Source organism: Streptomyces sp. NPDC006259, from assembly GCF_042870975.1.
In the GTDB taxonomy this organism is placed as follows: domain Bacteria; phylum Actinomycetota; class Actinomycetes; order Streptomycetales; family Streptomycetaceae; genus Streptomyces.
In genome coordinates this window covers 73,302-97,911 of sequence record NZ_JBIAHY010000005.1, presented here as the reverse complement: position 1 = coordinate 97,911, position 24,610 = coordinate 73,302, and the positions used below count along the sequence as shown (strand labels likewise).

19 protein-coding genes are annotated in these 24,610 nt (G+C 74.4%); 8 read left to right on the top strand and 11 right to left on the bottom strand.

From position 1 onward, the window contains the following. Positions 1–54: 54 nt before the first annotated feature. The gene (locus ACFYO5_RS21120) at positions 55–1,233 is read right to left on the bottom strand and encodes an ROK family protein (RefSeq protein WP_388710634.1); all 1,179 of its coding nucleotides are present in this window, start codon (positions 1,231–1,233) and stop codon (positions 55–57) included. A gap of 188 nt (positions 1,234–1,421) precedes the next feature. Here ACFYO5_RS21120 and ACFYO5_RS21115 point away from each other — a divergent pair, with 188 nt between their 5' ends. After that, entirely contained in the window at positions 1,422–3,554 is a 2,133-nt protein-coding gene (locus ACFYO5_RS21115) for an alpha-galactosidase (protein ID WP_388712265.1), read from the top strand. A 677-nt stretch (positions 3,555–4,231) separates the two neighbouring features. Here the strand turns inward: ACFYO5_RS21115 and ACFYO5_RS21110 are convergent. Both ACFYO5_RS21110 and ACFYO5_RS21105 read right to left on the bottom strand, forming a co-directional pair. Then, positions 4,232–5,110: an alpha/beta hydrolase fold domain-containing protein gene (locus ACFYO5_RS21110; RefSeq protein WP_388710631.1), complete on the bottom strand. Its 879-nt coding sequence runs from the start codon at positions 5,108–5,110 to the stop codon at positions 4,232–4,234. Next, the gene (locus ACFYO5_RS21105) at positions 5,095–5,652 is read right to left on the bottom strand and encodes a quercetin 2,3-dioxygenase (protein WP_356569786.1); all 558 of its coding nucleotides are present in this window, start codon (positions 5,650–5,652) and stop codon (positions 5,095–5,097) included. The genes ACFYO5_RS21110 and ACFYO5_RS21105 overlap by 16 nt, the downstream gene beginning before the upstream one ends. A 163-nt stretch (positions 5,653–5,815) precedes the next feature. On the opposite strand from ACFYO5_RS21105, the gene ACFYO5_RS21100 reads away from it, so the two are divergent. Further along, positions 5,816–6,265 carry a MarR family winged helix-turn-helix transcriptional regulator gene (locus ACFYO5_RS21100; RefSeq protein WP_388710626.1) on the top strand — a complete coding sequence of 150 codons (450 nt, stop codon included), beginning with the start codon at positions 5,816–5,818 and terminating at the stop codon, positions 6,263–6,265. 845 nt (positions 6,266–7,110) lie between these two features. Here the strand turns inward: ACFYO5_RS21100 and ACFYO5_RS21095 are convergent. Next, the gene (locus ACFYO5_RS21095) at positions 7,111–8,112 is read right to left on the bottom strand and encodes a polysaccharide deacetylase family protein (protein WP_388710624.1); all 1,002 of its coding nucleotides are present in this window, start codon (positions 8,110–8,112) and stop codon (positions 7,111–7,113) included. Positions 8,113–8,143: 31 nt separating this feature from the next. Then, the gene (locus tag ACFYO5_RS21090) at positions 8,144–9,142 is read right to left on the bottom strand and encodes a glycoside hydrolase family 11 protein (RefSeq protein ID WP_388710621.1); all 999 of its coding nucleotides are present in this window, start codon (positions 9,140–9,142) and stop codon (positions 8,144–8,146) included. A 325-nt stretch (positions 9,143–9,467) separates the two neighbouring features. Here ACFYO5_RS21090 and ACFYO5_RS21085 point away from each other — a divergent pair, with 325 nt between their 5' ends. Next, positions 9,468–10,358 carry an SDR family oxidoreductase gene (locus ACFYO5_RS21085; protein WP_356569429.1) on the top strand — a complete coding sequence of 297 codons (891 nt, stop codon included), beginning with the start codon at positions 9,468–9,470 and terminating at the stop codon, positions 10,356–10,358. A 190-nt stretch (positions 10,359–10,548) separates the two neighbouring features. Here ACFYO5_RS21085 and ACFYO5_RS21080 read toward each other — a convergent pair whose 3' ends face one another. Further along, a complete protein-coding gene (locus ACFYO5_RS21080; RefSeq protein WP_388710617.1) occupies positions 10,549–11,505 on the bottom strand; it encodes an anti-sigma factor RsbA family regulatory protein in 957 nt (318 codons plus the stop codon). Continuing rightward, positions 11,502–12,299: an MEDS domain-containing protein gene (locus tag ACFYO5_RS21075; protein ID WP_388710615.1), complete on the bottom strand. Its 798-nt coding sequence runs from the start codon at positions 12,297–12,299 to the stop codon at positions 11,502–11,504. The genes ACFYO5_RS21080 and ACFYO5_RS21075 overlap by 4 nt, the downstream gene beginning before the upstream one ends. Before the next feature lie 243 nt (positions 12,300–12,542). Between ACFYO5_RS21075 and ACFYO5_RS21070 the strand changes: the two genes are divergently transcribed. Then, positions 12,543–13,106, top strand: coding sequence for a Dps family protein (locus ACFYO5_RS21070; protein WP_388710612.1), 564 nt, complete (start codon positions 12,543–12,545; stop codon positions 13,104–13,106). A gap of 332 nt (positions 13,107–13,438) precedes the next feature. Here the strand turns inward: ACFYO5_RS21070 and ACFYO5_RS21065 are convergent, their stop codons facing one another. From ACFYO5_RS21065 to ACFYO5_RS21050, 4 genes are all read right to left on the bottom strand, one after another. Beyond that, positions 13,439–15,067, bottom strand: a complete 1,629-nt coding sequence (locus tag ACFYO5_RS21065; protein WP_388710609.1) for an FAD-dependent oxidoreductase — start codon at positions 15,065–15,067, stop codon at positions 13,439–13,441. Then, positions 15,064–15,795, bottom strand: coding sequence for a class I SAM-dependent methyltransferase (locus ACFYO5_RS21060; RefSeq protein ID WP_388710606.1), 732 nt, complete (start codon positions 15,793–15,795; stop codon positions 15,064–15,066). Before ACFYO5_RS21060 ends, ACFYO5_RS21065 begins: the two co-directional genes overlap by 4 nt. A 57-nt stretch (positions 15,796–15,852) precedes the next feature. Further along, entirely contained in the window at positions 15,853–17,040 is a 1,188-nt protein-coding gene (locus ACFYO5_RS21055; RefSeq protein ID WP_388710603.1) for a lycopene cyclase family protein, read from the bottom strand. A 1,016-nt stretch (positions 17,041–18,056) separates the two neighbouring features. Beyond that, complete coding sequence (locus ACFYO5_RS21050) at positions 18,057–18,683, bottom strand: sigma-70 family RNA polymerase sigma factor (protein ID WP_388710600.1); 627 nt, start codon at positions 18,681–18,683, stop codon at positions 18,057–18,059. A gap of 470 nt (positions 18,684–19,153) precedes the next feature. Here ACFYO5_RS21050 and ACFYO5_RS21045 point away from each other — a divergent pair, with 470 nt between their 5' ends. The 4 genes from ACFYO5_RS21045 to ACFYO5_RS21030 are packed head-to-tail and all read left to right on the top strand — an operon-like array spanning position 19,154 to position 24,055. Further along, positions 19,154–20,395, top strand: a complete 1,242-nt coding sequence (locus ACFYO5_RS21045) for a polyprenyl synthetase family protein (protein WP_388710597.1) — start codon at positions 19,154–19,156, stop codon at positions 20,393–20,395. Beyond that, a complete protein-coding gene (gene crtI, locus ACFYO5_RS21040) occupies positions 20,392–21,936 on the top strand; it encodes a phytoene desaturase family protein (RefSeq protein WP_388710594.1) in 1,545 nt (514 codons plus the stop codon). The genes ACFYO5_RS21045 and crtI overlap by 4 nt, the downstream gene beginning before the upstream one ends. After that, positions 21,933–22,961 (top strand): phytoene/squalene synthase family protein, encoded by a 1,029-nt coding sequence (locus tag ACFYO5_RS21035; RefSeq protein ID WP_388710591.1) that lies wholly within the window; start codon positions 21,933–21,935, stop codon positions 22,959–22,961. The genes crtI and ACFYO5_RS21035 overlap by 4 nt, the downstream gene beginning before the upstream one ends. Beyond that, complete coding sequence (locus ACFYO5_RS21030) at positions 22,958–24,055, top strand: DUF5914 domain-containing protein (protein ID WP_388710588.1); 1,098 nt, start codon at positions 22,958–22,960, stop codon at positions 24,053–24,055. The genes ACFYO5_RS21035 and ACFYO5_RS21030 overlap by 4 nt, the downstream gene beginning before the upstream one ends. The last annotated feature ends 555 nt before the right edge of the window (positions 24,056–24,610 follow it).

The following is a 24,610-nucleotide window of genomic DNA, read 5'->3' as shown; positions in this document are numbered from 1 at the left end:
GCTGGGGCTGCCATGTGCAGTATTCGCGGTCCACGGCCGGACCCGCTCGGGTGCTCAGTCCGGTGCGCTGATGAAGGACTGGATGGCGGTGGCCGCGGCCCCGCGCGCCCACTCCTCGAAGGGCAGCGGCCTGGTCCGTACGTCGCACCGCGCGGCCGAGCCGAACGCGGCGGCCGCGAACGCCTCGCGGATCTGCTCGGCGAACAGGTCGTAGGCGGCCAGGCCCTCGCCGGAGATGATCACGCGGGCGGGTCCGAGCAGGTTGGCGACGGTGGCGATGCCGCGGCCGATGGCGGCCCCGGCCCTGGCGTACGCCTCGCATGCGTCGGTGTCGCCCCGCCGCGCCCGCTCCACGGCCTCGGCGGTGTCGGCGACCTCGGTTCCGCCGGTCTCGCGGATGCGGGCGAGGATCGCCGCGTCCGCCGCGATGGCCTCCACGCAGCCGCGGTTGCCGCAGTGGCAGGGCGGGCCGTTCGGGTCGACGGTCACGTGGCCGATCTCGCCCGCCACACCGTGGGCTCCGGCGACCACCCGGCCGTGCACGACCAGGCCGCAGCCGATGCCCGCGCCGACGGTGACGACGGCGAAGTCCGACAGGCCCACGCCCGCGCCGAACCACTGCTCGGCGACGGTGAGGGCCCGCACGTCGTTGTCGACGGTCACCGGCAGCCCGGTGGCGGCGGCGGCGAGTCCGGCCAGCGGCACGTCGTGCCAGTCGAGGAACGGCGAGTACCGCACCACGCCCTCGGCGCGGTCCACGTCACCGGAGACGGCGATGCCCAGGCCGGCCACCCGGACGCCGTAACCGTCCGCCTCGGCCAGCAGCTCCCGCACGAGGTCCGCGGTCGCGGCGAGCACCGTCCGGGGGGCGCGGTCGCCCATCGGCACCCGCCGGGAGAGGAGGATCCGGCAGCGCAGATCGGTGAGCACGCCGATGATCTCGTCGCCGGTCAGCTTGACGCCGAGGAACAGCGCTCGTCCGCCGTCGACCCGGACCAGCGCCGCGGGCCGTCCGAGCGCCGGACGGGTCTCCGGGTCCGCGCCCGCCTGCTCCACCAGGTATCCCGCTTCGATGAGGGGGCGGACGGCCTTGGTGACGGCGGCCGGGGACAGGCCGGTCCGCCGGGCCACCGCCAGCCGGGTGAGCGGGCCGTGCGACAGGACGGCGGTGAAGATGTGCGCGGCGGCGGCGGTGGCGGCGGGGAACGTCTCGGCGCCGGTGGGCGAGGGCATGGCCGGAAACCTACGGTTTCTTATTTTCCGCTGTCAATGAAAGAAACCCGTGAACCCCGAAGAATCGCCGGTGGCCGCTCTCAACTTTCGATGCATCGACACAAGAGGGGGCTTGACATGCGATCGAAGGTCAGGCTTGGCTTTGCGTCACTCCGTCACTCCCTCCTCCTTTCGTCCCGTGAGGCCCGATACCGATGATCTCCTTCTCCCCGGACACCGGGATCTGGCTGCTGACCACGCCGCACACCTCGTACGCCCTGCGGATCGACGACACGGGCGCTCCCTGTCACCTGGCGTGGGGGCCGAGGCTGACCCTCCCGGAGGCGGAGAGCCTGCTCGCGCCGGTCGAGTCGGCGGGCGACAGCTTCGAGGGACGGCCCGCGGTCGGTGAGGAACTCCCGGTCGACGGAGGCACCCGTTTCGGCCCGCCCTCCCTCCAGGTGCGCCACGCCGACGGCTCCCGCGCCTTCGAATGGGAGCCGGTCGGGCACCGGGTGCACGAACCCGTGCCCGGCAGCGCCGAACTCGTCCTGGAGTTCCGCGACCGCCTCTACCCCCTGCGGGTGGCGCTCCACTACCGGGTGCGCGAGGACACGGACGTCATCGAGCGCCGGACCGTGCTGCGCAACGCCGGGGACCGGCGCGTCGAACTCCTGAGGGCCGACTCCGCCGCCTGGACGCTGCCCGCGCTGCCCGACTACCGGCTCAGCCACGCGACCGGCCAGTGGTCCGCCGAGAGCCAGCTGTGCCGGGACGCCCTCCCCTACGGCGAGACCGTGCTGACCAGCAGGCGCGGCATCACCAGCCACCACGCCAACCCGTGGGTGATGCTCGACGCGGGCGACGCCACCGAGGAGCACGGGCGGGTGTGGAGCGCCGCCCTCGCCTGGTCGGGAACCTGGCGGGTCACCGTGCAGCGCACGCCCGACGGGCGGGCCGGGTGGACCGGCGGGGCGGGGCACGAGGGAACGACCGTGCCGCTCGAGCCGGGCGAGGAACACGCGACGCCGGTGTTCGCCGGGCTGTGCACCGACGGCGGGTTCGGCGCGGCGAGCCGCGCCTGGCACGCGTACACGCTCGCCCATGTCCTGCCGCGCGGCCGCGAGACGGCGCCGGTGCTCTACAACTCGTGGGAGGCCACCGGCTTCGACGTCGACGAGGCCGGCCAGACGGCCCTCGCCGAGCGGGCCGCCGCACTGGGCGTCGAGTTGTACGTCGTCGACGACGGCTGGTTCGGTTCGCGCCGCAGCGACCGTTCCGGGCTCGGCGACTGGACGCCGGCCACCGACCGCTTCCCCCACGGCCTGGGTCCGCTGTCCGACGCCGTGCACGGGCTGGGCATGCGGTTCGGCATCTGGGTGGAGCCGGAGATGGTCAACCCGGACAGCGACCTGTACCGCGAACACCCGGACTGGGTCCTGCACATCCCCGGCCGGACCCGCAGCGAGCTGCGCAACCAGCTCGTCCTCAACTTCGCCCGCGCGGACGTGGCCGACTGGGCGTACGGGTGGCTCACCCGGCTGGTCGGCGACCACGACGTCGACTTCCTCAAGTGGGACATGAACCGCGCCTTCAGCGAGGCGGGCTGGCCCGGTGCCGGCCAGGGCGGCGACCGGCTGTGGAGCGCGTACGTCACCAACCTGTACGGCGTCCTGGACCGGCTGCGCGTCGACCATCACGGTCTGCGGATCGAGACGTGCAGCGGGGGCGGCGGGCGCGTCGACCTGGGCATCCTCGCGCGCACCGACCAGGCCTGGGCCTCGGACAACACCGACGCCGTCGACCGCCTGGCCATCCAGCACGGCTTCGGCCAGATCTATCCGGCCCGCACGATGTCCGCGTGGGTGACCGACGTGCCCAACCAGCTCACCGGCCGCACGGTTCCGCTGCGGTTCCGCTTCCACTCCGCCATGGCCGGCCTGCTGGGCATCGGCGGCGACCTCACCCGCTGGTCGGAGGAGGAACTGGCCGAGGGCGCGGCGCTGGTGGCCGAGTACAAGAAGGTGCGCCACCTCGTGCAGCACGGTGCGCTGTACCGGCTGTCCGAGCCGCTCGGCGACCGTCCGACGGTGGTGCAGTACGTCGCCGAGGACGCCGCCGAGCTGCTGGTACTGGCCTGGCAGCGCGGGCCCCGGCACGGCGCGCCCCGGCTGCCCGTGCGGCTGCCGGCGCTCACGCCCGGCGCCCGCTACCGGGACACCCGCACCGGCACCGTGCACCACGCCACCGTCCTCGCCGAGTACGGCCTCCGGCTCGACCTGCCGCGGGGCGACTGGTCGAGCACGGCCGTGCACCTGGTCCGGCTGCCCGGCTCCGACTGAGGCCGGCCGCCGTCGGCCCACGCGCACCTGCGCGTACGGCACCAGGCGTACCGGTCCCACCAGTCCGTGGTCCTGGCGGGCTGACGCCGCCGAACACGCCGGGCCGCGCCACCCGCAGACGGTTGATCAGCGGGGTCGCCACCTCCACCCGCACGACGTCGGGACCGCGCCGCAGCAGGGCGGGGCCGAGATCGACGACGGGACGCGGGCGGTCGACCGGCGGGAGCCGACGGCCATTGACCGTCACCCGGCGGTGTCGCCGACCCGGCCGAGTTCCAGGCGGACTCCATGGCGGGCGTTCCACCCGGCGGGAGGTCCGCGGTGGTGCGGTGGCGGCCCTCCCCGCGCCGTCCGCCGGCTCCGGGACGCACGACCAGGGCAGCAGCCCGTCCAGGGCCACGGCGACCTCGACGTGTTGGGTGCGGGTCGCGCCGGTGCCGGGCCGCCGGTCCGGGCCGTCGAGCCGCCACCGGCTCGGGACGCTCCCCGCGGGGGCGGCGGGGACGGCGGGGACCGTCGTGGTGACCGTCCGCCCCCGGCCGGGCCGGGTGGTGTACGTGCCGCGTGCGCTCGCCCGGACGACGAGGCCCTCGCCGGTGAACAGCGCCTGACCCGGCGTTCGGACCAGGCCACGAGTTCCGACGGGGAGGTCCCGGACACAGACGCGCGCCGGAGCGCTACCCGGTGATCCGCCGGATCCAGTCCAGGATCCGCTCGAAGAGGCGCTCGACCTGTTCCTCGGGCAGGCCGTGCCAGACGTGGTCGGCGCCGGGGACCGTCCACAGGTCGACCGGGACACCGGCCTCGTCGAGACGGGCGGCCAGGGCACGGCTGTGGTCGCAGTCGACCATGGAGTCGTCCTCGCCGTGGACCAGGAGGAAGGGCGGCGCTCCGGGCCGGACCTGGGCCACGGGGCTGGCCTCGCGGGCCAGTCCGGGCACGCGCGAGGGCGCCGCTCCGAGGAGCAGCGCCTCCGGGGTGTCCGGGCCGTCGGGCTGCCGGGTCAGGTCGCTGGGCGCGTACCAGGCGACCGCGCCCCTGAGGCGGGAGGCCCCTTCGGAGAGCGCGAGCAGGGCGGCGAGATGCCCGCCGGCCGATTCACCCCATACGACAGTCCGTCCGGTGTCCGTGCCGAGTTCGGGCGCGCGCAGGGCGAGCCAGCGCAGGGCGGCACGCAGGTCGTCCAGCGGGGCGGGGAAGACGGCCTCGCCGGAGAGCCGGTAGTCGACGGAGGCGACGGCCAGTCCGGCGGCGGCGAGCCGGGCGAAGGGGCCGGGCTCCCAGCCCCGCATCCGGTACCCCATGTCCTCGCGCCTGCCGCGCCGCCAGGCCCCGCCGTGCGCGAACAGCACCACGGGGACGGCCGGTGCGCCGGGACGGCGCTCCGGGAGCCACAGGTCGAGTTCGGGCGGCCGCGTCCCCGGTACGTCCGTGTAGGGGACGCCTCGCAGGAGGCGGACCCCGGCGCCCAGGTGTGCGGCGGGCGGCAGCGGGGCCCGGTCCGGGTGGGGTGCCGCGATGACGCTGAGCAGGTCGGCGTTCACGAGGTGCGCCACTGGTGGGCGGGCAGGAACCGTACGTCGTACTGCTGGGGCACGGTGGCGAACTTGGCGCGTTCCGGGACGTACGGCGACGGGGGCAGGTCGGGGCCCTCGACGGGCGTGCCGAGGTTCTCGAAGAACCGCTCGAACGTGCCGCCGGGGCCGGCGGCCACCCCGACGATCCGGCTGCCGTGCCGCTCGATGCGGTAGGCATGGGGGCAGTTCTTCGGGACGAAGCCGAAGTCCCCGCCGGTGAGGAGCTTCTCGTACTGCTCCCCCGCGGTGTCCTCGACGAACAGCCGCACCGCGCCGTCCGTCACGAAGAAGACCTCGTAGGTGTCCGGGTGGAGGTGGGCCGGGATGGTGTCGCCCTTGGGGCCCTCGCAGGTGAAGAAGTTGAACGTGCCCTCCGTCTGCTCGCCGCCGGCGTACACGGTGAACAGGTCGGTGAACAGCAGGGCGCGGTCCCCCATGCCCCGCTCGATGAAGTACGGCTTGCCCGGGTCGGGCGGGATCTGCGAGGCACGGCGGTACTGGGTGGCGTACTCGATGGTCACGGCTCTCCTCGGTGGTGCGGCGGCCGGTCGGCCGCCCGTCGCGGCGGCCGGTCCGCGATCGTACGGCGATCACGACGGGGCGTTATGTCAGCCAGGCTGACATAGTGGTTCCGGAACGTGCAAGACTTCGCTGACCTTTTTCCCGCCCGACCCTGGGGAGCGCATGGACGCCGGACGCCGCAGCCTGCCGCAGCTGCTGGGCGAGGCCCGCCGCTGGTTCGACGACGCCCTGCTGGCGGCTCTCGAGGCGGACGGCGCCGAGCAGGTGTCGTCGACCCAGCTCCAGTTGTTCGCGGTTCTCGACGAGCGGGGCACGACGGTGTCCGAGCTGGCCCGCCGCATGGGCGTCACCCGGCAGACCGCGCACAAGGCCGTACACGCCCTGGTGGACGTGGGCCTGCTGGAGCAGGTGCCGCATCCCACCTCGGCACGGCAGCTGCTCATCCGCCGCACCCCGGCGGGCCGACGCGCGCACGACCGGGCGACGGACGCCCTCGACGCGCTCGAACACACCCTGACGCAGCGGATCGGCGCGCGGTCGGTCGCGGAGTTGCGGACCGTGCTGGAGATGCCGTGGGGGGAACCGCCGGAACCCCCCGGCCCGACGGGCTGAGCCGGACGGCGGTGGTGGCGTGGGGCCAATGCGGTGGGGAGCGTCGTGAGGCGGTCCGCGCGTCGTGACGCTCTCGTGGGAGGAGCGGAGGGCGTGCGCTCACGCCAGGCCGAGCCGGTCGTCGGGGCGGACGACGAAGCCGGTCGGTCGTCCGGGTGGTGGGACGGGCTGCCTCGGTCGCGGTGTCGCGATGCCGTGGTGTCGCGGCCCCGGCGGAGTTCGGGACGGGCGCCGGCCCGCGGGTGTGGACGGCGGCGTACGACGGGCCGGAAGGGGTGCCGTCGGCGCCCGCCTTCTCGGCGGTCTCGGCGAGTCGGGCCGGGTCGGCGCCGCACTAGGCACCGCATTGGGCACCGCATTGGGCACCGCATGGCCGCCACGGGGTCCGTGCGCTTCGCGGGATGTCGGGCGGGCGCAGTGGCGGGCGGCCGCGGGCGGGGTGAGCCCGGCAGGGTCGGGGGCGCGATCGCCGGGCCGGGTCCCCGCCGGGCCGTACGGGTCGGCTCCCGGCGGGTGCGCTGCTGGACGCCGGTCGCTTCGCACGGGGCGGGCAGGCCGGGAGCCGGGTGACGCGCGGCAGCGAACCGCGCGTCGACGGGGTGCGGCCGCGGCCCTCGGGCCCGCGCCGGCGTCCGCGATCCGTACGTCGGCTGCCCCGCCCCACGCCACGGGTGCCCCCGCGCGAGGGGCGCCTCCCGCCGACCGGGTGTCGGACCGGCCGGCCCCCGTCCGTGGTGGCGCGCCGGAGTCCGGGGGGCGAGCCGGTGGCGGACGGGCGCCGCGGCGGGGGCGTCCGGCACCGGGTGTGCCGGACGCCCCCGCCGCCCGCCCTGTCCGCCGGGCGGTCAGCCGGTGGCGCAGGAGACCGTCGGCCAGGTCCAGTTGCCGTTGGGTTGCACGGTGACGCCCCAGTTGTTGCCGCTGCCGTTGGGCTTCGCCGTCATCACCTGACTGCTGGGATAGCCGGCACTGACGTTCCAGGTGGAGAGGATCTTCGCCGGGGACGGGACGTTCATCGTCACCGTCCAGCTGCTCGACCCGCTCACCGACACGTTCAGGTTGTACCGGTCACCCCACTGCTGACCCGCCGACAAGGTCGCCGTACAGCCGGTGCCACCGCCACCGCCACCGCCACCGCCACCTCCGCCACCACCACCGCCGTCGGGAGCCACCGCCCGGCCGGTCTGGGGGGAGATCATGCCGGCGCACAGGCCCCGGCCCGCCAGTCCCTGCGCGATGCGAGGGATGGCGGCGAGGGTGTTGGCGGACCAGTCGTGCATGAGGATGGTCTGGCCGTTGGTGAGCCGCGCGGCGGCCTGGACGATCGCGTCGGTGCTCGCGCCGTTCCAGTCCTGGGAGTCGACGTCCCAGATGATCTCGGTGAGGCCGTACCTGGCCTCGACCGACTTCACCGTCGCGTTGGTCTCGCCGTACGGCGGACGGAACAGCTTCGGGGTGCCGCCGCCCGAGGCCGCGATGGCCTGCTGGGTGCGGGAGATCTCCGAGTCGATCTGCGACGGGGAGAGCTGCGGCAGATGCGGGTGGGTGTAGCTGTGGTTGCCCACCCACATACCGGCGTCGACCTGGGCGCGCACCTGTGCCGGGTTGGCGGCGGCGTACTGGCCCTGGTTGAACATGGTGGCCCGCAGCCCGTTCTGCTTCAGGGCGTTGAGCAGGCTCGGTGTGCTGCCGGACGGGCCGTCGTCGAAGGTGAGTCCCACGTACCCGTTGCAGGTGGCGGCCTCCGCCGGGGCGGCCCGGACGGTGAGGGTGCCGGCGGCGGCCAGTGCGAGGACTGCCAGAGCGGTGCCCGGCCGGCGCGTCGAGAGACGCGGTCTGGTGCTCATGCGGATCGGTCCTCCCCTTGGGGGTTCGGCGTCAGCTCGGTGTGCAGGAGACCGTGGGCCAGGTCCAGTTGCCGTTGGGTTGCACGGTGACGCCCCAGTTGTTGCCGCTGCCGTTGGGCTTCGCCGTCATCACCTGACTGCTGGGATAGCCGGCACTGACGTTCCAGGTGGAGAGGATCTTCGCCGGGGACGGGACGTTCATCGTCACCGTCCAGTTGCTCGACCCGCTCACCGACACGTTCAGGTTGTACCGGTCACCCCACTGCTGACCCGCCGACAAGGTCGCCGTACAGCCGGTGCCACCGCCACCGCCACCGCCACCACCACCGGAACCGGCGTCACCCAGCGTGATGTTGGAGTTGCCGCTGCTCTGGTATCCCTCGGTGGCGAGGATCATGTAGTTGAAGGTACCGAGGCTCATTCCGGCACGGGCCCAGGCGTCGAAGTGGTTGCCGGTGGTGATGGTTCCGCCGGTCCGCCTGGACTGCCGCACGCTCCAGTACTGGTTGAAGGTGCGGGTGCCCTCGATGGAGGGGGCGTTGTACCGCGTGGTCTGGTAGATGTCGTACGTGCCGCCGTCGCTGGTGACGGTGCCCTTGAACGTTCCGGTGGGCCGGTAGGTGCCCCAGTTGTCGACGATGTAGTACTCCACTAGCGGGTTGGTCGACCACCCGTAGAGCGCGAGGTAGGCGTTGCCGGACGGGTTGAAGGTGCCGGAGTACGTCACGGCCCTGCGGCCGCCGGTGCTCCAGCCCTTGCCGGCGACGAAGTTGCCGGTGTTGCGCCATGAGGTGCTGTAGTTGCCGCCGGAGCCCATGTTCATGGACACGGTGCCCGCGCTGTCGGTCCAGAACGAGTAGTGGTAGCCGTTGTTGGTGCCGGTCTGGTTGGTGGTGACGACGGTGTCGGCGTGGGCGGCGCCCGGCAGCAGCATCGCCAGCACGGTCGCCAGGGCGACGGCCCAGGCACCGCCGACGAGCGTGCGGAACCGCCTGCGGCCGCGGCTCGCGGGATGGACGAACGCGGTCATGTTCGCGCCTCCTCCTTCGGGGACGGGGAATGGCGAAAGTGTTGAGCTGTCCCCGTCAACAGTCAACAGTTTCGGTACTCATTTCGAAACGTTCGGATGCTTTACGGAGTCGAGTGATGGGTGGTTGTGCCAGTCCAGGGGCGCTCACCTGGTGACTCGTCACGCAGAGGTGGCGCGCGAAGATCGTCCTACGGGTCCGTGAGGGTGGTTGTCTGCTCTCGAAACATTCGGCGTGTTTCCGGATGGTGGACGGATGGTGCTTTTCGGTCGGTCACCGTGGGGAACCCGCCCCTGCGAGCATCGCCCCCGAGCCGAGGAGGTCCACGTGACGGACGAGCACAGCAGGCAGCAGGACCCCACCACCCAGCATCCGCGGCCCGACTTCCCCTCCCAGGAACAGCCCCACCCCGGCTGGACCGGGCCGATGGATCCGCCGCCCGACCACGGCGAGGAGTCCTACCGCGGCTCCGGCCGGCTGGAGGGCCGCAAGGCGGTCATCACGGGCGGGGACTCGGGCATCGGGCGGGCGGTGGCCCTCGCCTACGCCCGCGAGGGTGCCGACGTCCTCCTCACCCACCTCGCCGAGGAGGAGGACGAGGCACGCGAGACCTGCCGACTGGTCGAGGACGCCGGGCGCAAGGCCGTCGCCGTCTCCTGCGACATCCGCGAGGAGAGCCAGTGCCGGGCGCTGATCGACCGGGCGGTCGCGGAGTTCGGATCGATCGACATCCTGGTCAACAACGCGGCCTATCAGATGTCCCAGCCGGACGGCATCGAGGCGATCACCACCGAGCAGTTCGACCGGGTCCTGCGGACCAACCTCTACGGCATGTTCTGGCTGACGAAGTTCGCCCTGCCGCACATGCCGCAGGGCGCCTGCGTCATCAACTCCACGTCCGTGCAGGCCTACAAGCCCAGCCCGCACCTGCTGGACTACGCCATGACGAAGGGCGCGATCGTCACCTTCACGCAGGGGCTGGCGCAGATGGTCGCGGAGCGCGGCATCCGCGTCAACGCGGTCGCGCCGGGCCCGGTGTGGACGCCGCTGATCCCGGCGACGATGCCCGACACGACGGAGTTCGGCAAGCAGACCCCGCTGGGACGTCCGGCGCAGCCGGCCGAGCTGGCGCCCGCCTACGTCTATCTGGCCTCGCAGGAAGCCAGTTTCATCACCGCCGAGATCCTCAACGCGACCGGCGGCACACCCCTGCCGTGAGCGTCGGCGTGGGGACGGACCGACGGGGCCGGCCGGTGCCGCTCGGGTCCGGCCCCGTCGGTCGGCCCCCGCCCGTGTCGTCCGCCGACGCGCACCGGCCGCGGCCGGCTCTCAGTCGGGCGGGCCCGGTGCGCGGGCGGCTGCCGCCGCTCCGATGAGTGCGGGGTGCGGCGTGCGGGCGGGGCGGCTCTCAGTCGGGCAGCGCGGTGTGCAGGCGGACGGTCGTTCCCTCCTCGCGGGTGGAGCGGATCTCCACGAGGTCGCAGAGATGGTGAGCCAGCCAGAGTCCGCGGCCACCGACCTGTGTGGCGTCGGGCCCGGTCCGTCCCACGAGGGGGTCGTCCAGATAGCCGCGGTCGTGGAACTCGCAGATCATGCGGTCCTCCTCCGCCCAGGTCCGGAGCACCCCGTGTCCGCCACCGTGCTTGATGCTGTTCCCGGCGATCTCCGTGGCGGCGAGGGTCAGTTCCCTCAGCCGTGAGCCGCCGATGCCGTGCCGACGGGCGCACTCGGCGATCCTCCCGCGCACCGCGGCCAGGTCTCCGGCGGCATAGCGCGTCTCCTCGTACGGGTTGCAGGGATCGTCCAGGGGCTCGAACTGGTAGGCGGCTGCCGCGTCGTAGGCGTCGCTCGCCTGCGAGCGGCCGTCCCGGCGCACCTCGGGGTGGCAGCGTGCCATCGCCTTGAGGTCGGCGTACACGGCGTCGGCGTCGTACGGGCACAGCAACCACCAGGCCGGACTCCGGGCGAAGGCCTTGTTGAGCAGCCACTCGTAGTACTGCAACTCGCGCACCTCGGCGCGGCTGCGGGCGGCGTCCCAGGGCGACTCGCCGATGCCCCGCACGGGGCGGCCCTTGGCGGTGTGCTCGCCTATCCACTGCTGCCAGGCGGCGATGAGACGTCCGGGATGGTGAGCGACGGACCCGGTGTCGACGAAGCGGACTGCCGACAGCTCCGGAAGCTCCGCGCGCAGCAGCGTCACCTTGTCGTGAGGCACGGCCACGACGACGGCCTCGTCGCCGTCGAGCGCCTCCTTGATGAAGCCCAGGGTGCCGTCCAGGAACTCCTGCCGGCCCCGGTAGGGATACAGCTCGTGCCGGTATCCCGTCAGGGTGTCCGCGGATCCCCGCGGAGACGAAATGGTCATGGCACCATCACCACCGGCACCTCCGGTACGGCGAATCCCGAGAGCCCCCAGCACAGGCGCACGGTGTCGTTGGCCCCCTCGATGATTACCACGCGCTCCGGCAGGAGCCGGGCGGCGTCGGCCAGGACGCTCATGCCCGCCGCGTCGAAGAATTCCAGGTCGTGACAGGTCAGGCGGAGGATCCTGGCGTGGGCGACCAGGCTGCGCAGCACAGCGCCGAACGCCGCGGCGCCTTCCGCGTCGATCACTCCGCTCACCGTCCAGCGGCCCTCTCCGGTTCTGAACACCCGGAACCCAGGCGCTTCGGGACGGCTGCCCACGTGGTGCGGATGCACACACCTGACCTGGTCGAGAATGGGCGGATCCCAGTCTCCGGGCCGATACGTGCACAGGACCGTCGCACCGCTGTCCGCGGCGAACTCCTCCAGATCCAGCTCGCTCTGCAGCATGGTGTCGGGCCGGGGGCCGCGGTGGTCGGCCGTGACGTGCCGCAGGATCCGCAGTGACCGGAAGCCCTCGCGCCCGGCGCTCGCGGCCTCCCGGCGGACGGCCGCCAGCAGGGATGAGCCCTCCAGCCGTGCCGGATCCAGGACGACGAGGGCCGGCGCGTCGGCGAACTCCGGAGCGGGCCGGCCGTCCGAGCCGACGATCACCAGCTTGTCGCCGAACAGCGCGCCGTCGGCCACGAAGGCACGACTGCGCTCCACGGCGTTCTCGGCCGGCTCCAGAAGCTGGCAGACGTGGTCGCCACTCTCCACCTCGTCCAGCGTCGCCAGGCTACGCGCCGCTCTCACCGAAGCTCCCTCCAGTCACCCCTCCAGCTTACCGACCGGTGTCGGTGCCCCCGCCGGTCATCCGGTGGGGTACCGGGCCGGGCGGATCCGACACCCCTGGCGCCGCCACCCGTACGGCGGTCTCCGGACCGCGCCGCGGCCGATCCGGTGGTCCGATCGTTGAGCGACGCGGATCACAGGCCTGTCGCACCGGGTGCGGGGCATCAGGGCACCGGACACCCCTGAGCTGAAGGAGCTGCGCAGATGGCGAAGGACCTGACCCCCAAGTACACCGTTCCGGGCCTCGATCGTGAGGCCGCGGGCCGTCTCATCGGCGTACTGCGCCTGCGGCTGCACGCCCTCAACGACCTGCACCTCACCCTCAAGCACGTGCACTGGAACGTGGTGGGCCCCCACTTCATCGCCGTGCACGAGATGATCGACCCCCAGGTCGACCGGGTCCGGGACATGGCCGACGACGTGGCCGAGCGCATCGCGGCCCTGGGCGGCGTCGCGCAGGGGACGCCGGGTGCGCTGGTCGAGGAGCGGAAGTGGCAGGACTACTCCATCGGACGGGACAGCGCGATCGCGCACCTCGGGGCCCTGGACGTGGTCTACACGGGCCTGATCGAGGGAGTGCGAGGCGCCATCAAGGAGGTCGGCGACCTCGATCCCGCCACCGAGGACCTGTTGATCGAACAGTTGCGTGATCTGGAGCAGTTCCAGTGGTTCGTCCGGGCCCACCTCGAGACCGCGAACGGCACGCTGGCGACGGCCGAGGCCGGAACCGAGCGGGAGGCCGCGGCGCGGGGCGCCGCACTGGACTGAGCCGCGGACGGCGGGATCGCTCGTACGGCCCCGGGGCGGTGCCGTAGGAGGCGGGGAGGCGGGGCGGTGCCGTAGGAGGCGGGGCGCGGTCCGCCGCCCGTCCTGGGAGGTGACCCGCCGCCGCCCGGGAGGTCACCCGCAGCCGCGATGCCCGCGCCGCGTCGTTTCCGGCGGTCCCGGCCCGAGTGGTCCCGGCCCGAGTGGTCCCGGCCCGAGTGGTCCCCAGGCGCCGCCCGGCAGGCGGCCGGGCGGCGGTGGGGTTCGCGGCGGCGCCTGCGGGCCGGACGTCGCCCTCGGGGGCCGGCCGGTGCGCGGCGGCCCACGGTCCTTCCCTACAACTCCAGGACGTCCTCCCTCTCGAACCGTCCCGTGGCCGGCACGGCCCGCTCGGCCTGCCGCCGCCGGTCACCGCCCGCACGGGCCAGCCCCCGCAGCAGCGCCCCGCGGCCGCGGTCGGGCACCGTCCACAGGGTCTGACCCGCGACTCCCCAGCGCTCCAGCAGGGCGTTGGCGGCGAGGAAGCCGCTCGTGGCCGCGCGTTCCATGAGGGCCACCGGCAGATCCGTGCGGACCAGGTCACCGGCGATCACCAGCCCGGGGTCGGTGGTGCGCACGGCCGGCCGGTCGTCGTACCCCCCGACGGGAAACAGCGGGCAGTCGGCCCGCCACTCGTGGCGTGCGTCGACCACCGTCGCCGCCCGCGTCTCCGGATAGACCCGGTGCAACTGCTCGACCAGGCGGCTCTGTTCCGCCTCGCGGGCCGCCCGCTCGGGCAGGGCGTAGGCGTGCAGCTCCACCACGGAGCCCCCGCTGCGGGCGGCCCAGCGCGCCGCCTCGCCCTCCCAGCGCTCCAGCACGCTGACGTTGTCGAGCGGGCCGAAGCCGCTGGTGCCGAGGAAGCCGGGCCGGTCCGCGGCGACGGGACGGTCCAGCCACAGGCGTGAGACCAGGAACGGCGGGGCGTTACGGAGCCCGGCCACGCGCTCGCGCCATCCGGCGTCGGCCAGCCGCGGGGAACGGGCGACGAGGGAACGCAGACCGGCTGTGTCCAGTGCCAGGACCACGGTGTCGTACCGCCGCTCCGCACCCGCCGCCGTCACCAGGAATCCGCCGTCCCGTGCGGGTTCGACCGTGTCGACGGGTGTGCCGGTCCGCAGCTCGGCCCGGTGGCTCTCCAGGTAACCGGCCAGGGGATCCCAGAGCGCGGCGGGGAAGGGCTCGTCGGGGACGTCGAACAGCAGTCCTTCGGCGGAGCCGAGGAAGTAGATGTGGAACATCAGCACCATCTCCGCCGCGGACAGGGCACGGGGATCGGCGAAGAAGCTCCTGGAGAACACCTCGAACGCGAGGTGGTGCGCGGCGGCGGGGAAGCGGACCGACCGCAGGAAGTCGTGGGCGCTGACGCGGTCGAGGTGCGCGTACACGTCCGGGACCCGCACGTCCAGCAGGGGCAGGGCGGCGGCCGGGTTCATGCGGACCAGGTCGCGCGGACGGAAAGTGGGGCTCAGGGCGACGAACCCCAGCGCGCTCCACGGCGGGGTGCGAGGCACGTGACGGAAGCTGTCGTGCAGCCCGCCGCTGTGGCGCAGCGGGTAGTCGGGGAGCCCCTTCAGACGGTGGAGCCCGGGATCGGTGCGCCGCAACAGCCCGCGCAGGTTGTAGTACTGACGGAAGAAGGCGTGGAAGCCGCGGCTCATGGTGACGGTGCTGCCGTCGGCCAGCACGGTCGGCCATCCGGCCAGGCGTCCACCCAGGACGGGTTCGCGCTCGTGGAGGGTGACGCGTACGCCTCGTTCGGCCAGGGCCGTGGCCGCCGCCAGACCGGCGATGCCGCCGCCCACGACGGCGGTCGTCGGCCGGTGGTCACCGGTGAGCGCGGGTGCGCCGGGTCGCGGACGGATCGTCCGGGCCCGGCGGTCCCTGCCGCGGCGGGCCGCCTCGGGCCGCCGGGGCGCCGTCATCGCCCGGCCCCCGCGTCCGGCCCCGGTCGGCGGGCGACGACGGTATGGGTGATGCCGGTCTGCCATCCGGGCAGGGGCAGGGCCCGTACGTGCGCGAAGCCGGCCGAGCGGAGCCTCGCCGTGAAGGCGTCCGCCGTGTCGAACCGGACGACGCTGCGCCAGAGGTGGCGGTACAGCTCGCCGTCGCCGAGGACGGTGGCGACGGGCAGCACGATGCCCCGGCAGACCGCCGTCCAGACCGCGCGGTGGGCGGTGCGGCCGCTGAGGGTGTACTCGTGCACGGCGAGCCGGCCCCGCGGCGCGAGCGCCTGGAGCACCGCCGCGAGCACCGCGTCCGGGTCGGTGGCGTTGCGCAGGAGGTAGGCGGCGAAGACGGCGTCGAAGGGCCCTCGGACACCTGCCTCCGTCAGACGTTCCGCCGGGGCGTGCACGAAGTTCACGCTGCGGGGCCACCGTTTGCGGGCCGCCCGTTCCAGCATGCCGGCGGAGGCGTCCACCGCGGTGATCCGGGCCTCCGGGAGTACGGCGGCCAGGGCGGCCGTGGAGGCGCCGGTGCCGCAGCCCAGGTCCAGGACGCGCAGACCGGCTCCACCGTGCGGCAGGCCCAGCCGCCGCGCGGAGCGCCGCAGATGGGCGTGGTAGCCGGGGTTGGCGGCCACCAGCGTGTCGTAGCTGCGGGCGGCGTGGTCGAACGCGGCGGCCAGGTCCGCGTCGCGCAGCAGGGTCATGAGGTCTCCTCGGTGGCTGGGGCGGGCGGTGGCACGGAACGGCGGGCGGGCCGGCGGTCAGCGGGGGAAGGGCCTGCGCGGCAGGCGGGCGAGGTCGACGGCGGAACGGAGCATCGGCAGCACGGGGGTGCGCACGCCGATGGAGAGGTCCTCGTGGAGGCGGGTGCGGCCGTCCAGGAAGCGCAGCAGCCGCTCCGCCGGCACGTGGGAGAACAGCCTCGAGAAGACCGCGGCACCGTCGACGCGTCCGCTGTCCAGGGCCCGCAGCAGCACCGCGTCCATGACACGGGAGCGGGCCGAATGGGCGGGCGGCGGCAGAGGGTGGCGGCCGGCGGCCAGCGCTGCCGCGACGGCCCGTGTCTGGCGCTGGACGGCGGCGAAGGTGTAGCCGGTGGACGGACGGGTGGCTCCGCCCGCGGCGCCGATCCGGAAGACCGAGGGCGCGGTGCGGCGCGCGAACGGCGCGTCCGTCATGGGGATCACACCCGTCTCCGTCGAGGTCACCTCGAACGGGCCGAGCCCGAGCACGTTCCGGGTGTAGTGGTGCAGCGCGGCCTCGTAGTCCGTCCGGGAGAGGGCCGCGCCGGAGAACTCGGTGTACTCGACGAGGGCCTCCTGAGGACCGGTCGGCAGGACGTAGCCGAACGCCAGTCCGTGCGGCGGCTGCGGAATCCGGAAGTCCATGAGGTCGATGACATCGGGATCGAACACCGGCCGTGCCGCGCGGACGAACCAGCCGTGGAAATGCTGCAACAGGGTGGTGCGGGCCGCCGGCAGACTCCCCAGCGGCCGGGAGTCGAACACCCAGCGGGCACGCACCGTCAGGGGGCGCCCTCCCGCCGTGCGGGCCCGGATCTCCGCTCCGTCGGGGATGCCGTCCACCGACTCGACGGTCGCCTCCAGGCGGCGCACATGGCCGCTGTGGCTCAGTTCGCGCGCGACGAACGCCTCGAAGTCCTCGGAGCGGATCATCTTGTAGCGCAGCGGCGCCATGCCGTCCTCGACGGACCGCCCTTCGGGGGTGTGCACCCGCAGGCGCTGCCATACGGCGGTCAGGGCGGCGTCGTAGGGGCCCGGCCCCGGCTCCCAGAAGCACCAGGTGCGGCTCGGCGGGCGCAACGGGCCCGGTGGCGCGTCGAGCAGCAGCACCGACGGCCGGCGGGCCGAGGCGGTGCGGGCCAGCCGGTGGGCGAGGGACAGCCCGGCAGCTCCGGCGCCCACGATGACGACGTCCACGTCCCGCACGAGTCACACCCCTCCCTGTCCGTCCGGCTCGGCCCTGTGGGAAGCATTCCCCTCCGGGGGGCTCGGGGGATGCAGGCTGGGCCGGGGAGTCGGCCGTGCGGCCGTGCGGCCGTGCGGCCGTGGGAAGCGATCCCCTCCGGCCGGCCGCGAGGTGCGGGCTGGGCCGGGAGGTCGCGCGGGCGGCCGTGAGAAACACTCCGCTCCCGGCCGCCCGCGAGGTGCAGGCTGGGCCGGGAGGTCGGCCGTGCGGCCGTGGGAAGCATTCCCCTCCGGGAGGCTCGGGGGATGCAGGCTGGGCCGGGGAGTCGGCCGTGCGGCCGTGCGGCCGTGGGAAGCAATCCCCTCCGGGCGGCCCGCGAGGTGCAGGCTGGGCCGGGAGGTCGGCCGTGCGGCCGTGGGAAGCATTCCCCTCCGGGAGGCTCGGGGGATGCAGGCTGGGCCGGGAAGTCGGCCGTGCGGCCGTGGGAAGCAATCCCCTCCGGGCGGCCCGCGAGGTGCAGGCTGGGCCGGGGAGTCGGCCGTGCGGCCGTGCGGCCGTGGGAAGCAATCCCCACCGGGCGGCCCGCGAGGTGCAGGCTGGGCCGGGGAGTCGGCCGTGCGGCCGTGGGAAACACTCCCCTCCGGGCGGCCCCGGAGATGCAGGCTGGGCCGGGATCCGCAGCCGTGCGGCGCACTGCGGATCATCGGAGCCCGGATCATCGGGGGCCCGGCGCGGTGGCGCACGGTCCACGTGCCCGCCCGGCACGGGGGCACGATCGCGTGGGTGGCCCGGACCTTCGGCGGCCCCGGGGCGATTGCACCCGATCCGCGTGCTCACCCGGCACGCAGGCACAGTCCCGTCAGGGTGATCCGAACCACCGCGTCCTCGGGTGATAGCACCCGATCCGCGTGCTCACCCGGCACGCAGGCACAGTCCCGTCAGGGTGATCCGAACCACCCGCCTCCTCGGGTGATAGCACCCGATCATCCGCATGTCCCCCGCCACGCGGGCCCGGTCGCGTCGCTTGCGCGACGCGTCACTCGACGACGGGTGCCCGCGGGCCTTCGTCCCGCACGCGCCTGCTCAGCCGGTGCAGTCCCCGGCGCGCGTGGCTCTTGACGGTGCCCAGGGGCCAGCCCGTCAGTTCGGCGATCTGGTTCTGGGTGAGGTCGGCGTAGAAGGCGAGGGTGAGGACGTGGCGCTGCGGGGCGGGCAGCCTCGCGAGTTCGTGGGTGAGCACGACGCGGTCCAGCACGGCGTCCGGCCGCGCGTGCCGGTCGTCGGCGGCGACGGACAGACGCGCTCCGACCGCCGCGACGAGGTCGGCCCGCCGGGTCCGCGCCGACAGGGCGTCGGCGATCTTGCGCCGGGTGATTCCGACCAACCAGGCGGACAGGGGGCCCCGTTCGGGCCGATACCCGGACCGGCCCCGCCAGGCGGCCAGAAACACCGTCTGCGTCACGTCCTCCGCCTCCCGGGCGTCACCCAGGCCGCGGGACGCCAGCGTGTGGACCAGCGCTCCCCAGCGGTGGTAGGCGGCGGCCAGACAAACTTCGTCACCCCTGACGAAACCCGTGGCCAGTTCGTCGTCGGCGAGTGGTTCCCCGGAAGGACTCGCCGCGGTGCTCGGGAGGGTCCGCTCGGTGACCTGCGGTGCCGTCATGGTGGCTGCTCCTCGCGCGCGCGGTCGTTCGCCTCTCGTCCCGGGGCACGGCGGGTCGTGGCCGTCCGTGCCCGCGGAAGCCGGTTGCCCGAGTCGCCCGGGCGAAACGGGATCCCTCACCTTGCGGCGCGGCGCGTCCTCGAACAACTCGCGTCGAACGCGCGTCGATTCCCCCGGACGGGCCGCCGGCCCGCCGTCCCCCCGGACACCCGGCCGCGAGGCATGGCGGACCCGTCACTCGTCCGGCGCATCCAGGACCGCCCCCGGCGCGGAATGCCTTGAAGTCAGGGCCCCATCTCGATCACGACGGGAGGAACCGGTATGCGCCCCAGCGCGGCGAGAGACGGCCCGCGGCGGACACGCCGCCCGGCTCCCCCCGCCCGCCCCGACCGGGTCCGGCGGGGCCCCACCCGCCGTCCCCGTCCCCGGCCGTTACCGGCCCCTCCCCCGACAGCCGACCGGAAGGCGCCATGCCCGCCCCCATCCCGCTGGACGTCAGCGACCTGTCCGCCCTCGACGACGACGTACCCGGAGCCGTGCAGCGGCTCCTGGACCACCTCCTGGCCCAGCGCGCGCAGGACGCCGCCGCGCTGGACCCCGTGTTCGCCCGGGACCTGGCCGAACGCGTCAGGCACTTCACCCTGGACGGCGGCAAACGGACGCGGCCCCGGTTCGTGTGGTGGGCGCTGCGCGCCTGCGGGGGAGGGCCCGGCGTGGCGGAGACCGCCCTGCGCGTCGGTGCCGCACTCGAACTGATCCAGACCTGCGCACTGGTCCACGACGACGTGATGGACGGTTCGGCCCTGCGCCGCGGGCGGCCCGCCCTGCACACGGACGTGACCGCCCAGTACGCCGGCACCGTGCCCTCGGCGCACGGCCCCCGGTTCGGCGAGGCCGCCGCGATCCTCGCGGGGGACCTGGCCCTGGCATGGGCGGACGACATCGTCGCGGCCACCGAGATGTCCCCGGCGACCGCCCGCGCGGTGCGTGGACTGTGGAGTGCCATGCGGACCGAGATGGTGGCCGGCCAGTACCTCGACGTGCACGGACAGGCGACGTCCTCGCGTTCTCCGGCCCACGCGGTCCGCGCCGCGTGTCTCAAGAGCGCCCTGTACTCGGTCGAGCGTCCGCTGGCCCTCGGCGCCGCTTTGGCGGGCGCCGACGCCGCCCGGACCGAGGCGCTGTGCTCGGCGGGCCGCTGCGTCGGCATCGCCTTCCAACTGCGCGACGACCTCGTCGACGTGTTCGGCGGCCACCGACCGACCGGCAAGCCGACCGGCGGCGACATCCGGACCGGCCGGCCCACCTATCTCGCGGCCGTGGCCCGGGCCAGGGCCGAGGCGACCGGCGACCGGCGTGCCCTCACGGTGCTGCGGCGCTCCCTCGGCCGGGCGGACCTGTCCGACAGCGGTCTGGCCGAGGTGCGCGACGTCCTCGTCACCACCGGGGCACGCGCCGTCGTCGAGGCGAAGATCGAACGGCTGGTGGCCCAGGGCATGCGCCATCTGGACTCGGTCGTCCTGGACACCGCGGGCCGACTACCCCTGGTGCGGCTGTTCCACGCCACCGCCGGCGTCGCGTGGGAGCCGGACGCCACGGGCGGTGCGGCGGGGCCGCGGGACGGTCTGCCCGCTCCGGCGAGCGAGGTCCCGCCTCCCCCGGACGGCGCCGGGCCCGTCCCGCTGCTGCTGACCGAAGGGGCGCCGCGATGAGAACCGTACCCGGGCGCACCGACCATGTGGTCGTGGTCGGAGCCGGCCTGTCCGGCCTGTCCGCCGCGCTGCATCTGCTGGGCGCCGGCCGCCGGGTCACGATCGTCGAACGCGACGCGGTGCCGGGCGGGCGGGCGGGGCTGCTGGTACGCGGCGGCTACCGCATCGACACCGGTCCGACCGTCCTGACCATGCCCCACCTGGCCGACGAGGCCTTCGCGGCGGTCGGCGAGAACCTGCGCGACCACGTCGACCTCGTCCCGCTGCACCCCGCGTACCGCGCCCTCTTCGCCGACGGCAGCAGGATCGACGTACACACCGACGCGGACGCGATGGAAGCGGAGGTCGAGCGCTTCGCCGGTGCCGAGGAGGCAGCGGGATACCGCCGGCTGCGCCACTGGCTGGAGCAGCTCTACCGGGCGCAGATGCGCCGGTTCATCGACACCAACTTCGACTCGCCCCTCCAGCTGCTGACGCCCGACCTGGCCCGCCTCGCCGCCCTCGGCGGTTTCGGGCGGCTGGACGCGCGGATCGGCCGCCATCTGCGCGACGAACGCCTGCGCCGGGTCTTCTCCTTCCAGGCGCTGTACGCGGGCGTCCCGCCGGCCCGCGCTCTCGCCGCGTACGCGGTCATCGCCTACATGGACACCGTCGCCGGCGTGTACTTCCCGCGCGGCGGCATGCACGCGCTGCCGCGCGCCATGGCGGACGCCGCCGCGCGGGCGGGCGCCGACCTGCGGTTCGGACAGGAGGTCACCCGGCTGGAGCGTCGCGGCGACCGCGTCAGCGCCGTCGTCACCGCCGGGGAGCGCATCGCCTGCGACGCCGTGGTCCTCACCCCGGACCTGCCGGTCGCCCACCGCCTCCTCGGCCGCGCGCCGCGCCGCGCCCTGCGGCTCAGGCACGCGCCGTCGGCCGTCGTGCTGCACGCCGGGACCGACCGGACCTGGCCGGTGCTCGCCCACCACACGCTCTCCTTCGGAGCCGCGTGGCACCGCACCTTCGACGAACTCACCCGAGCGGGCAGGCTGATGAGCGACCCGTCGCTGCTGATCACCCGGCCCACCGCCACCGACCCGGCGCTCGCCCCGCCGGGCCGCCACCTGCACTACGTCCTCGCCCCGTGCCCGAACACGGACGTCGGACCGGACGCCGCGTCCTGGGGGGAGCTGGCCCCGCGCTACCGCGACAGCCTGCTGCGGGAGCTGGAGCGGCGCGGGTTCGACGGCATCGCGGCGGCCGTCGAGGAGGAGACCCTCGTGACGCCGGCCGACTGGCACGCCCAGGGGCACGCGGCCGGCACCCCCTTCTCGGCCGCCCACACCTTCGCGCAGACCGGCCCGTTCCGCCCGCGCAACCTCGTCCGCTCCGCCGAGAACGTCGTGCTCGCGGGCTGCGGCACCACGCCGGGCGTCGGCGTGCCGACCGTCCTGCTCTCGGGCAAGCTCGCCGCGGCCCGCATCACAGGGCGCGTGGCTGCGACCGCGCCCTCCCGGCGCGGGCGCGCCGCGCGCGTCACCCCGGAAGGAACTCCGTCGTGACCGCCCGCGAACTGGATGCGGCCGGCATCACCGAGCTGGGTCTGCGCGCCGCCTACACACGGTGCCGACGGCTCAACGCCCGGCACGGCAGGACGTACTTCCTGGCCACCCGGCTGCTCCCGGTGGAGCGGCGTCCGGCCGTCCACGCCCTGTACGGCTTCGCCCGCTGGGCGGACGACATCGTCGACTCCACGGAGGCCGGCGTACCGCCGCACCGCCGCGCGACCGCTCTCGCCGCTCTCCAGGAGCAGCTGGAGCGGGGCCTGCGCGGCGGCGGCAGCGATCCGGTGGTGGTCGCCCTGGCCGACACGGCACGCCGGTACGGCATCCCCCACCAGCACTTCCGCGACTTCATGGCCGCCATGCGCAGCGACCTCACGGTCACCGACTATCCGGCCTACGACGACCTGCGCGCGTACATGCACGGATCGGCCGCCGTGATCGGGCTGCAGATGCTGCCGGTGCTGGGAACCGTCGCCCCGCGCGAGGAGGCGGCCCCGCACGCGGCCGCTCTCGGCGTGGCCTTCCAGCTGACCAACTTCCTGCGCGACGTGGGTGAGGACCTGGACCGGGGGCGCGTCTACCTGCCCGCCGACCTGCTGCGGGCGCACGGCGTCGACCGGGACCTGCTCCGCTGGAGCCGGCGCACCGGGTTGCGGGACCGCCGGATCACGAAGGCGCTCAGGGCGGCCGAGGATCTGACCCGTGGCGTGTACCGCGAGGCGGCGCCGGGACTCGCGATGCTCGATCCGCTGGCCCGTCCGTGCATCCGCACGGCGTTCGTCCTGTACGGGGGGATCCTGGACGCCATCGCCGACGACGGGTACGCGGTCGTCCACCGCCGTGCCGTGGTGCCCCGCCGCCGGCGTGCCGCGGTGGCCCTCGACGGTCTGGCCCGCCTGGCCGCCTGCCGTGCCGCCGCCCGGCGGAAGGGTCGGCCCGGTCCCCCGCGGTCGCCCGCCGTGCCGCCCGGCCCGCCCGGTACGCCCGCCCCACGCGAACGCGAGCACGAGGAGGTCGCATGAATCCCGCCCGTTCCGGCCGACGCGGACGGTATCCGCTGTCACTGCGCAGGAACCCGGTGTCCTGGGAGCGGCAGCGCCCGACGTGGCGCGAGGCTCGGCCCGCCGTGATCGCGCGGGCGCTGAAGCGCGCGCAGGCCCGCCCGTCCGGCAACTGGTTCGTCGTGGGCGCCACCCGGGACCTCCGCGACGACCGCCCCCTCGCGCGCACGGTCGCCGGAGCGGAGGTGGTCGTCTGGCGCGACGCCGAGGGCCGGCCGGTCGCCGGGCCCGGCGTCTGCCCCCACCTGGGCGCGCCCCTGCGGGACAGTCCGGTGCGCTGCGGCACCCTGGTCTGCCACTGGCACGGGCTCTCCCTGCGGGGCGGCCCGTTCGCCGGCTGGGAACCGCTGCCCGTGCACGACGACGGCGTGCTGGTGTGGGTGCGGCTGGACGACGTGGGCGGCGAACCGCCGCTGGCGGAGCCGGTGGTGCCGGTCAGGCCGGCCTTGTCGGGCGCGGTGTCGGCGGTCTACGTGGGCGTCGGCACCTGCGAGCCGGAGGACGTCGTCGCCAACCGGCTGGACCCGTGGCACGGGGCCTGGTTCCACCCGTACTCGTTCGTCGACCTGACCGTGGTCGACGAGGGCGCGGGCGCGTCGGCGGGTGCGGGGGTGGGTGCGTCGGCGGACGCGGGCGCGGGTATGACTGCGGGTGCGTCGGCGAACGAGGGTGCGGGTGCGTCGGCGGACGCGGACGGATTCACCGTGGATGTCTCCTTCCGGCTCGCCGGGCGGCTGGTCGTGCCGGTTCGGGCGGTGTTCACCGCGCCAGAACCGCGCACCGTCGTCATGCGCATCGTGGAGGGCGAGGGCCGCGGGTCGGTCGTCGAGACGCACGCGACCCCTCTCGGCCCCGACGACCGGGGCCGGCCGCGGACGGCGGTCGTGGAGGCGATCGTGGCCGCCTCGGACCGTCCGGGATTCGTCGTGGCCCGTACGGCGGCGCCGTTGCTGCGGCTGGTCATGCGGACGGCCGCCGGACGCCTGTGGCGCGACGACCTGGCCTACGCCGAGCGCCGCTGGCATCTGCGATCGACGGGCCGCTTCCCCGGCTGACGTCCCCGGCCCGCGGCGGTCTCCCCTGAGGCGGGACCGGGGACGGCGCGCGCTGACATCCTCGGTCCCGGAAGGCCCCGGTGCCCAGTGCGCCGACGACCTCGGCTCGGCGTCCCGGCCCGTGAAGTTCCCCTCACGCGGACCGCCAGGTCCCGGACAGGGCCTACCTCCGGCACGCCAGCCCTGTCCGGCCGGGCGCAGGGAGAGTGCCGCGCTGTCGGCACCAGGCATGCCACTCCCCCGACCGTTTCCCACTGGCCCACCGGACCCACACAGCGACGGAGCCGCCAGGACCCGCAGATCCCGGACAGGATCGCACCGCCACGGCAACGAGCCTCGTACGGCCGCAGCACAAGGAGGACGCACCTGCCGTCGACGCCAGCCGTACCACTCCCCCGACCGGCTCCCGCCGGCCCACCGGACCCACACAGCGACGGAGCCGCCAGGACCCGCAGATCCGGACAGGATCGCACCGCCACGGCAACGAGCCTCGTACGGCCGCAGCACAAGGAGGACGCACCTGCCGTCGACGCCAGCCGTACCACTCCCCCGACC

What these genes read in the sequence shown, in the direction of transcription:
- ACFYO5_RS21050 (WP_388710600.1), bottom strand. Translation starts at nt 18,683, where the DNA reads ATGACGGCACCGCAGGTCACCGAGCGGACCCTCCCGAGCACCGCGGCG.
- crtI (WP_388710594.1), top strand. Translation starts at nt 20,392, where the DNA reads ATGAGAACCGTACCCGGGCGCACCGACCATGTGGTCGTGGTCGGAGCC.
- ACFYO5_RS21045 (WP_388710597.1), top strand. Translation starts at nt 19,154, where the DNA reads ATGCCCGCCCCCATCCCGCTGGACGTCAGCGACCTGTCCGCCCTCGAC.
- ACFYO5_RS21095 (WP_388710624.1), bottom strand. Translation starts at nt 8,112, where the DNA reads ATGAGCACCAGACCGCGTCTCTCGACGCGCCGGCCGGGCACCGCTCTG.
- ACFYO5_RS21065 (WP_388710609.1), bottom strand. Translation starts at nt 15,067, where the DNA reads ATGACGGCGCCCCGGCGGCCCGAGGCGGCCCGCCGCGGCAGGGACCGC.
- ACFYO5_RS21120 (WP_388710634.1), bottom strand. Translation starts at nt 1,233, where the DNA reads ATGCCCTCGCCCACCGGCGCCGAGACGTTCCCCGCCGCCACCGCCGCC.
- ACFYO5_RS21060 (WP_388710606.1), bottom strand. Translation starts at nt 15,795, where the DNA reads ATGACCCTGCTGCGCGACGCGGACCTGGCCGCCGCGTTCGACCACGCC.
- ACFYO5_RS21080 (WP_388710617.1), bottom strand. Translation starts at nt 11,505, where the DNA reads ATGACCATTTCGTCTCCGCGGGGATCCGCGGACACCCTGACGGGATAC.
- ACFYO5_RS21030 (WP_388710588.1), top strand. Translation starts at nt 22,958, where the DNA reads ATGAATCCCGCCCGTTCCGGCCGACGCGGACGGTATCCGCTGTCACTG.
- ACFYO5_RS21090 (WP_388710621.1), bottom strand. Translation starts at nt 9,142, where the DNA reads ATGACCGCGTTCGTCCATCCCGCGAGCCGCGGCCGCAGGCGGTTCCGC.
- ACFYO5_RS21100 (WP_388710626.1), top strand. Translation starts at nt 5,816, where the DNA reads ATGGACGCCGGACGCCGCAGCCTGCCGCAGCTGCTGGGCGAGGCCCGC.
- ACFYO5_RS21070 (WP_388710612.1), top strand. Translation starts at nt 12,543, where the DNA reads ATGGCGAAGGACCTGACCCCCAAGTACACCGTTCCGGGCCTCGATCGT.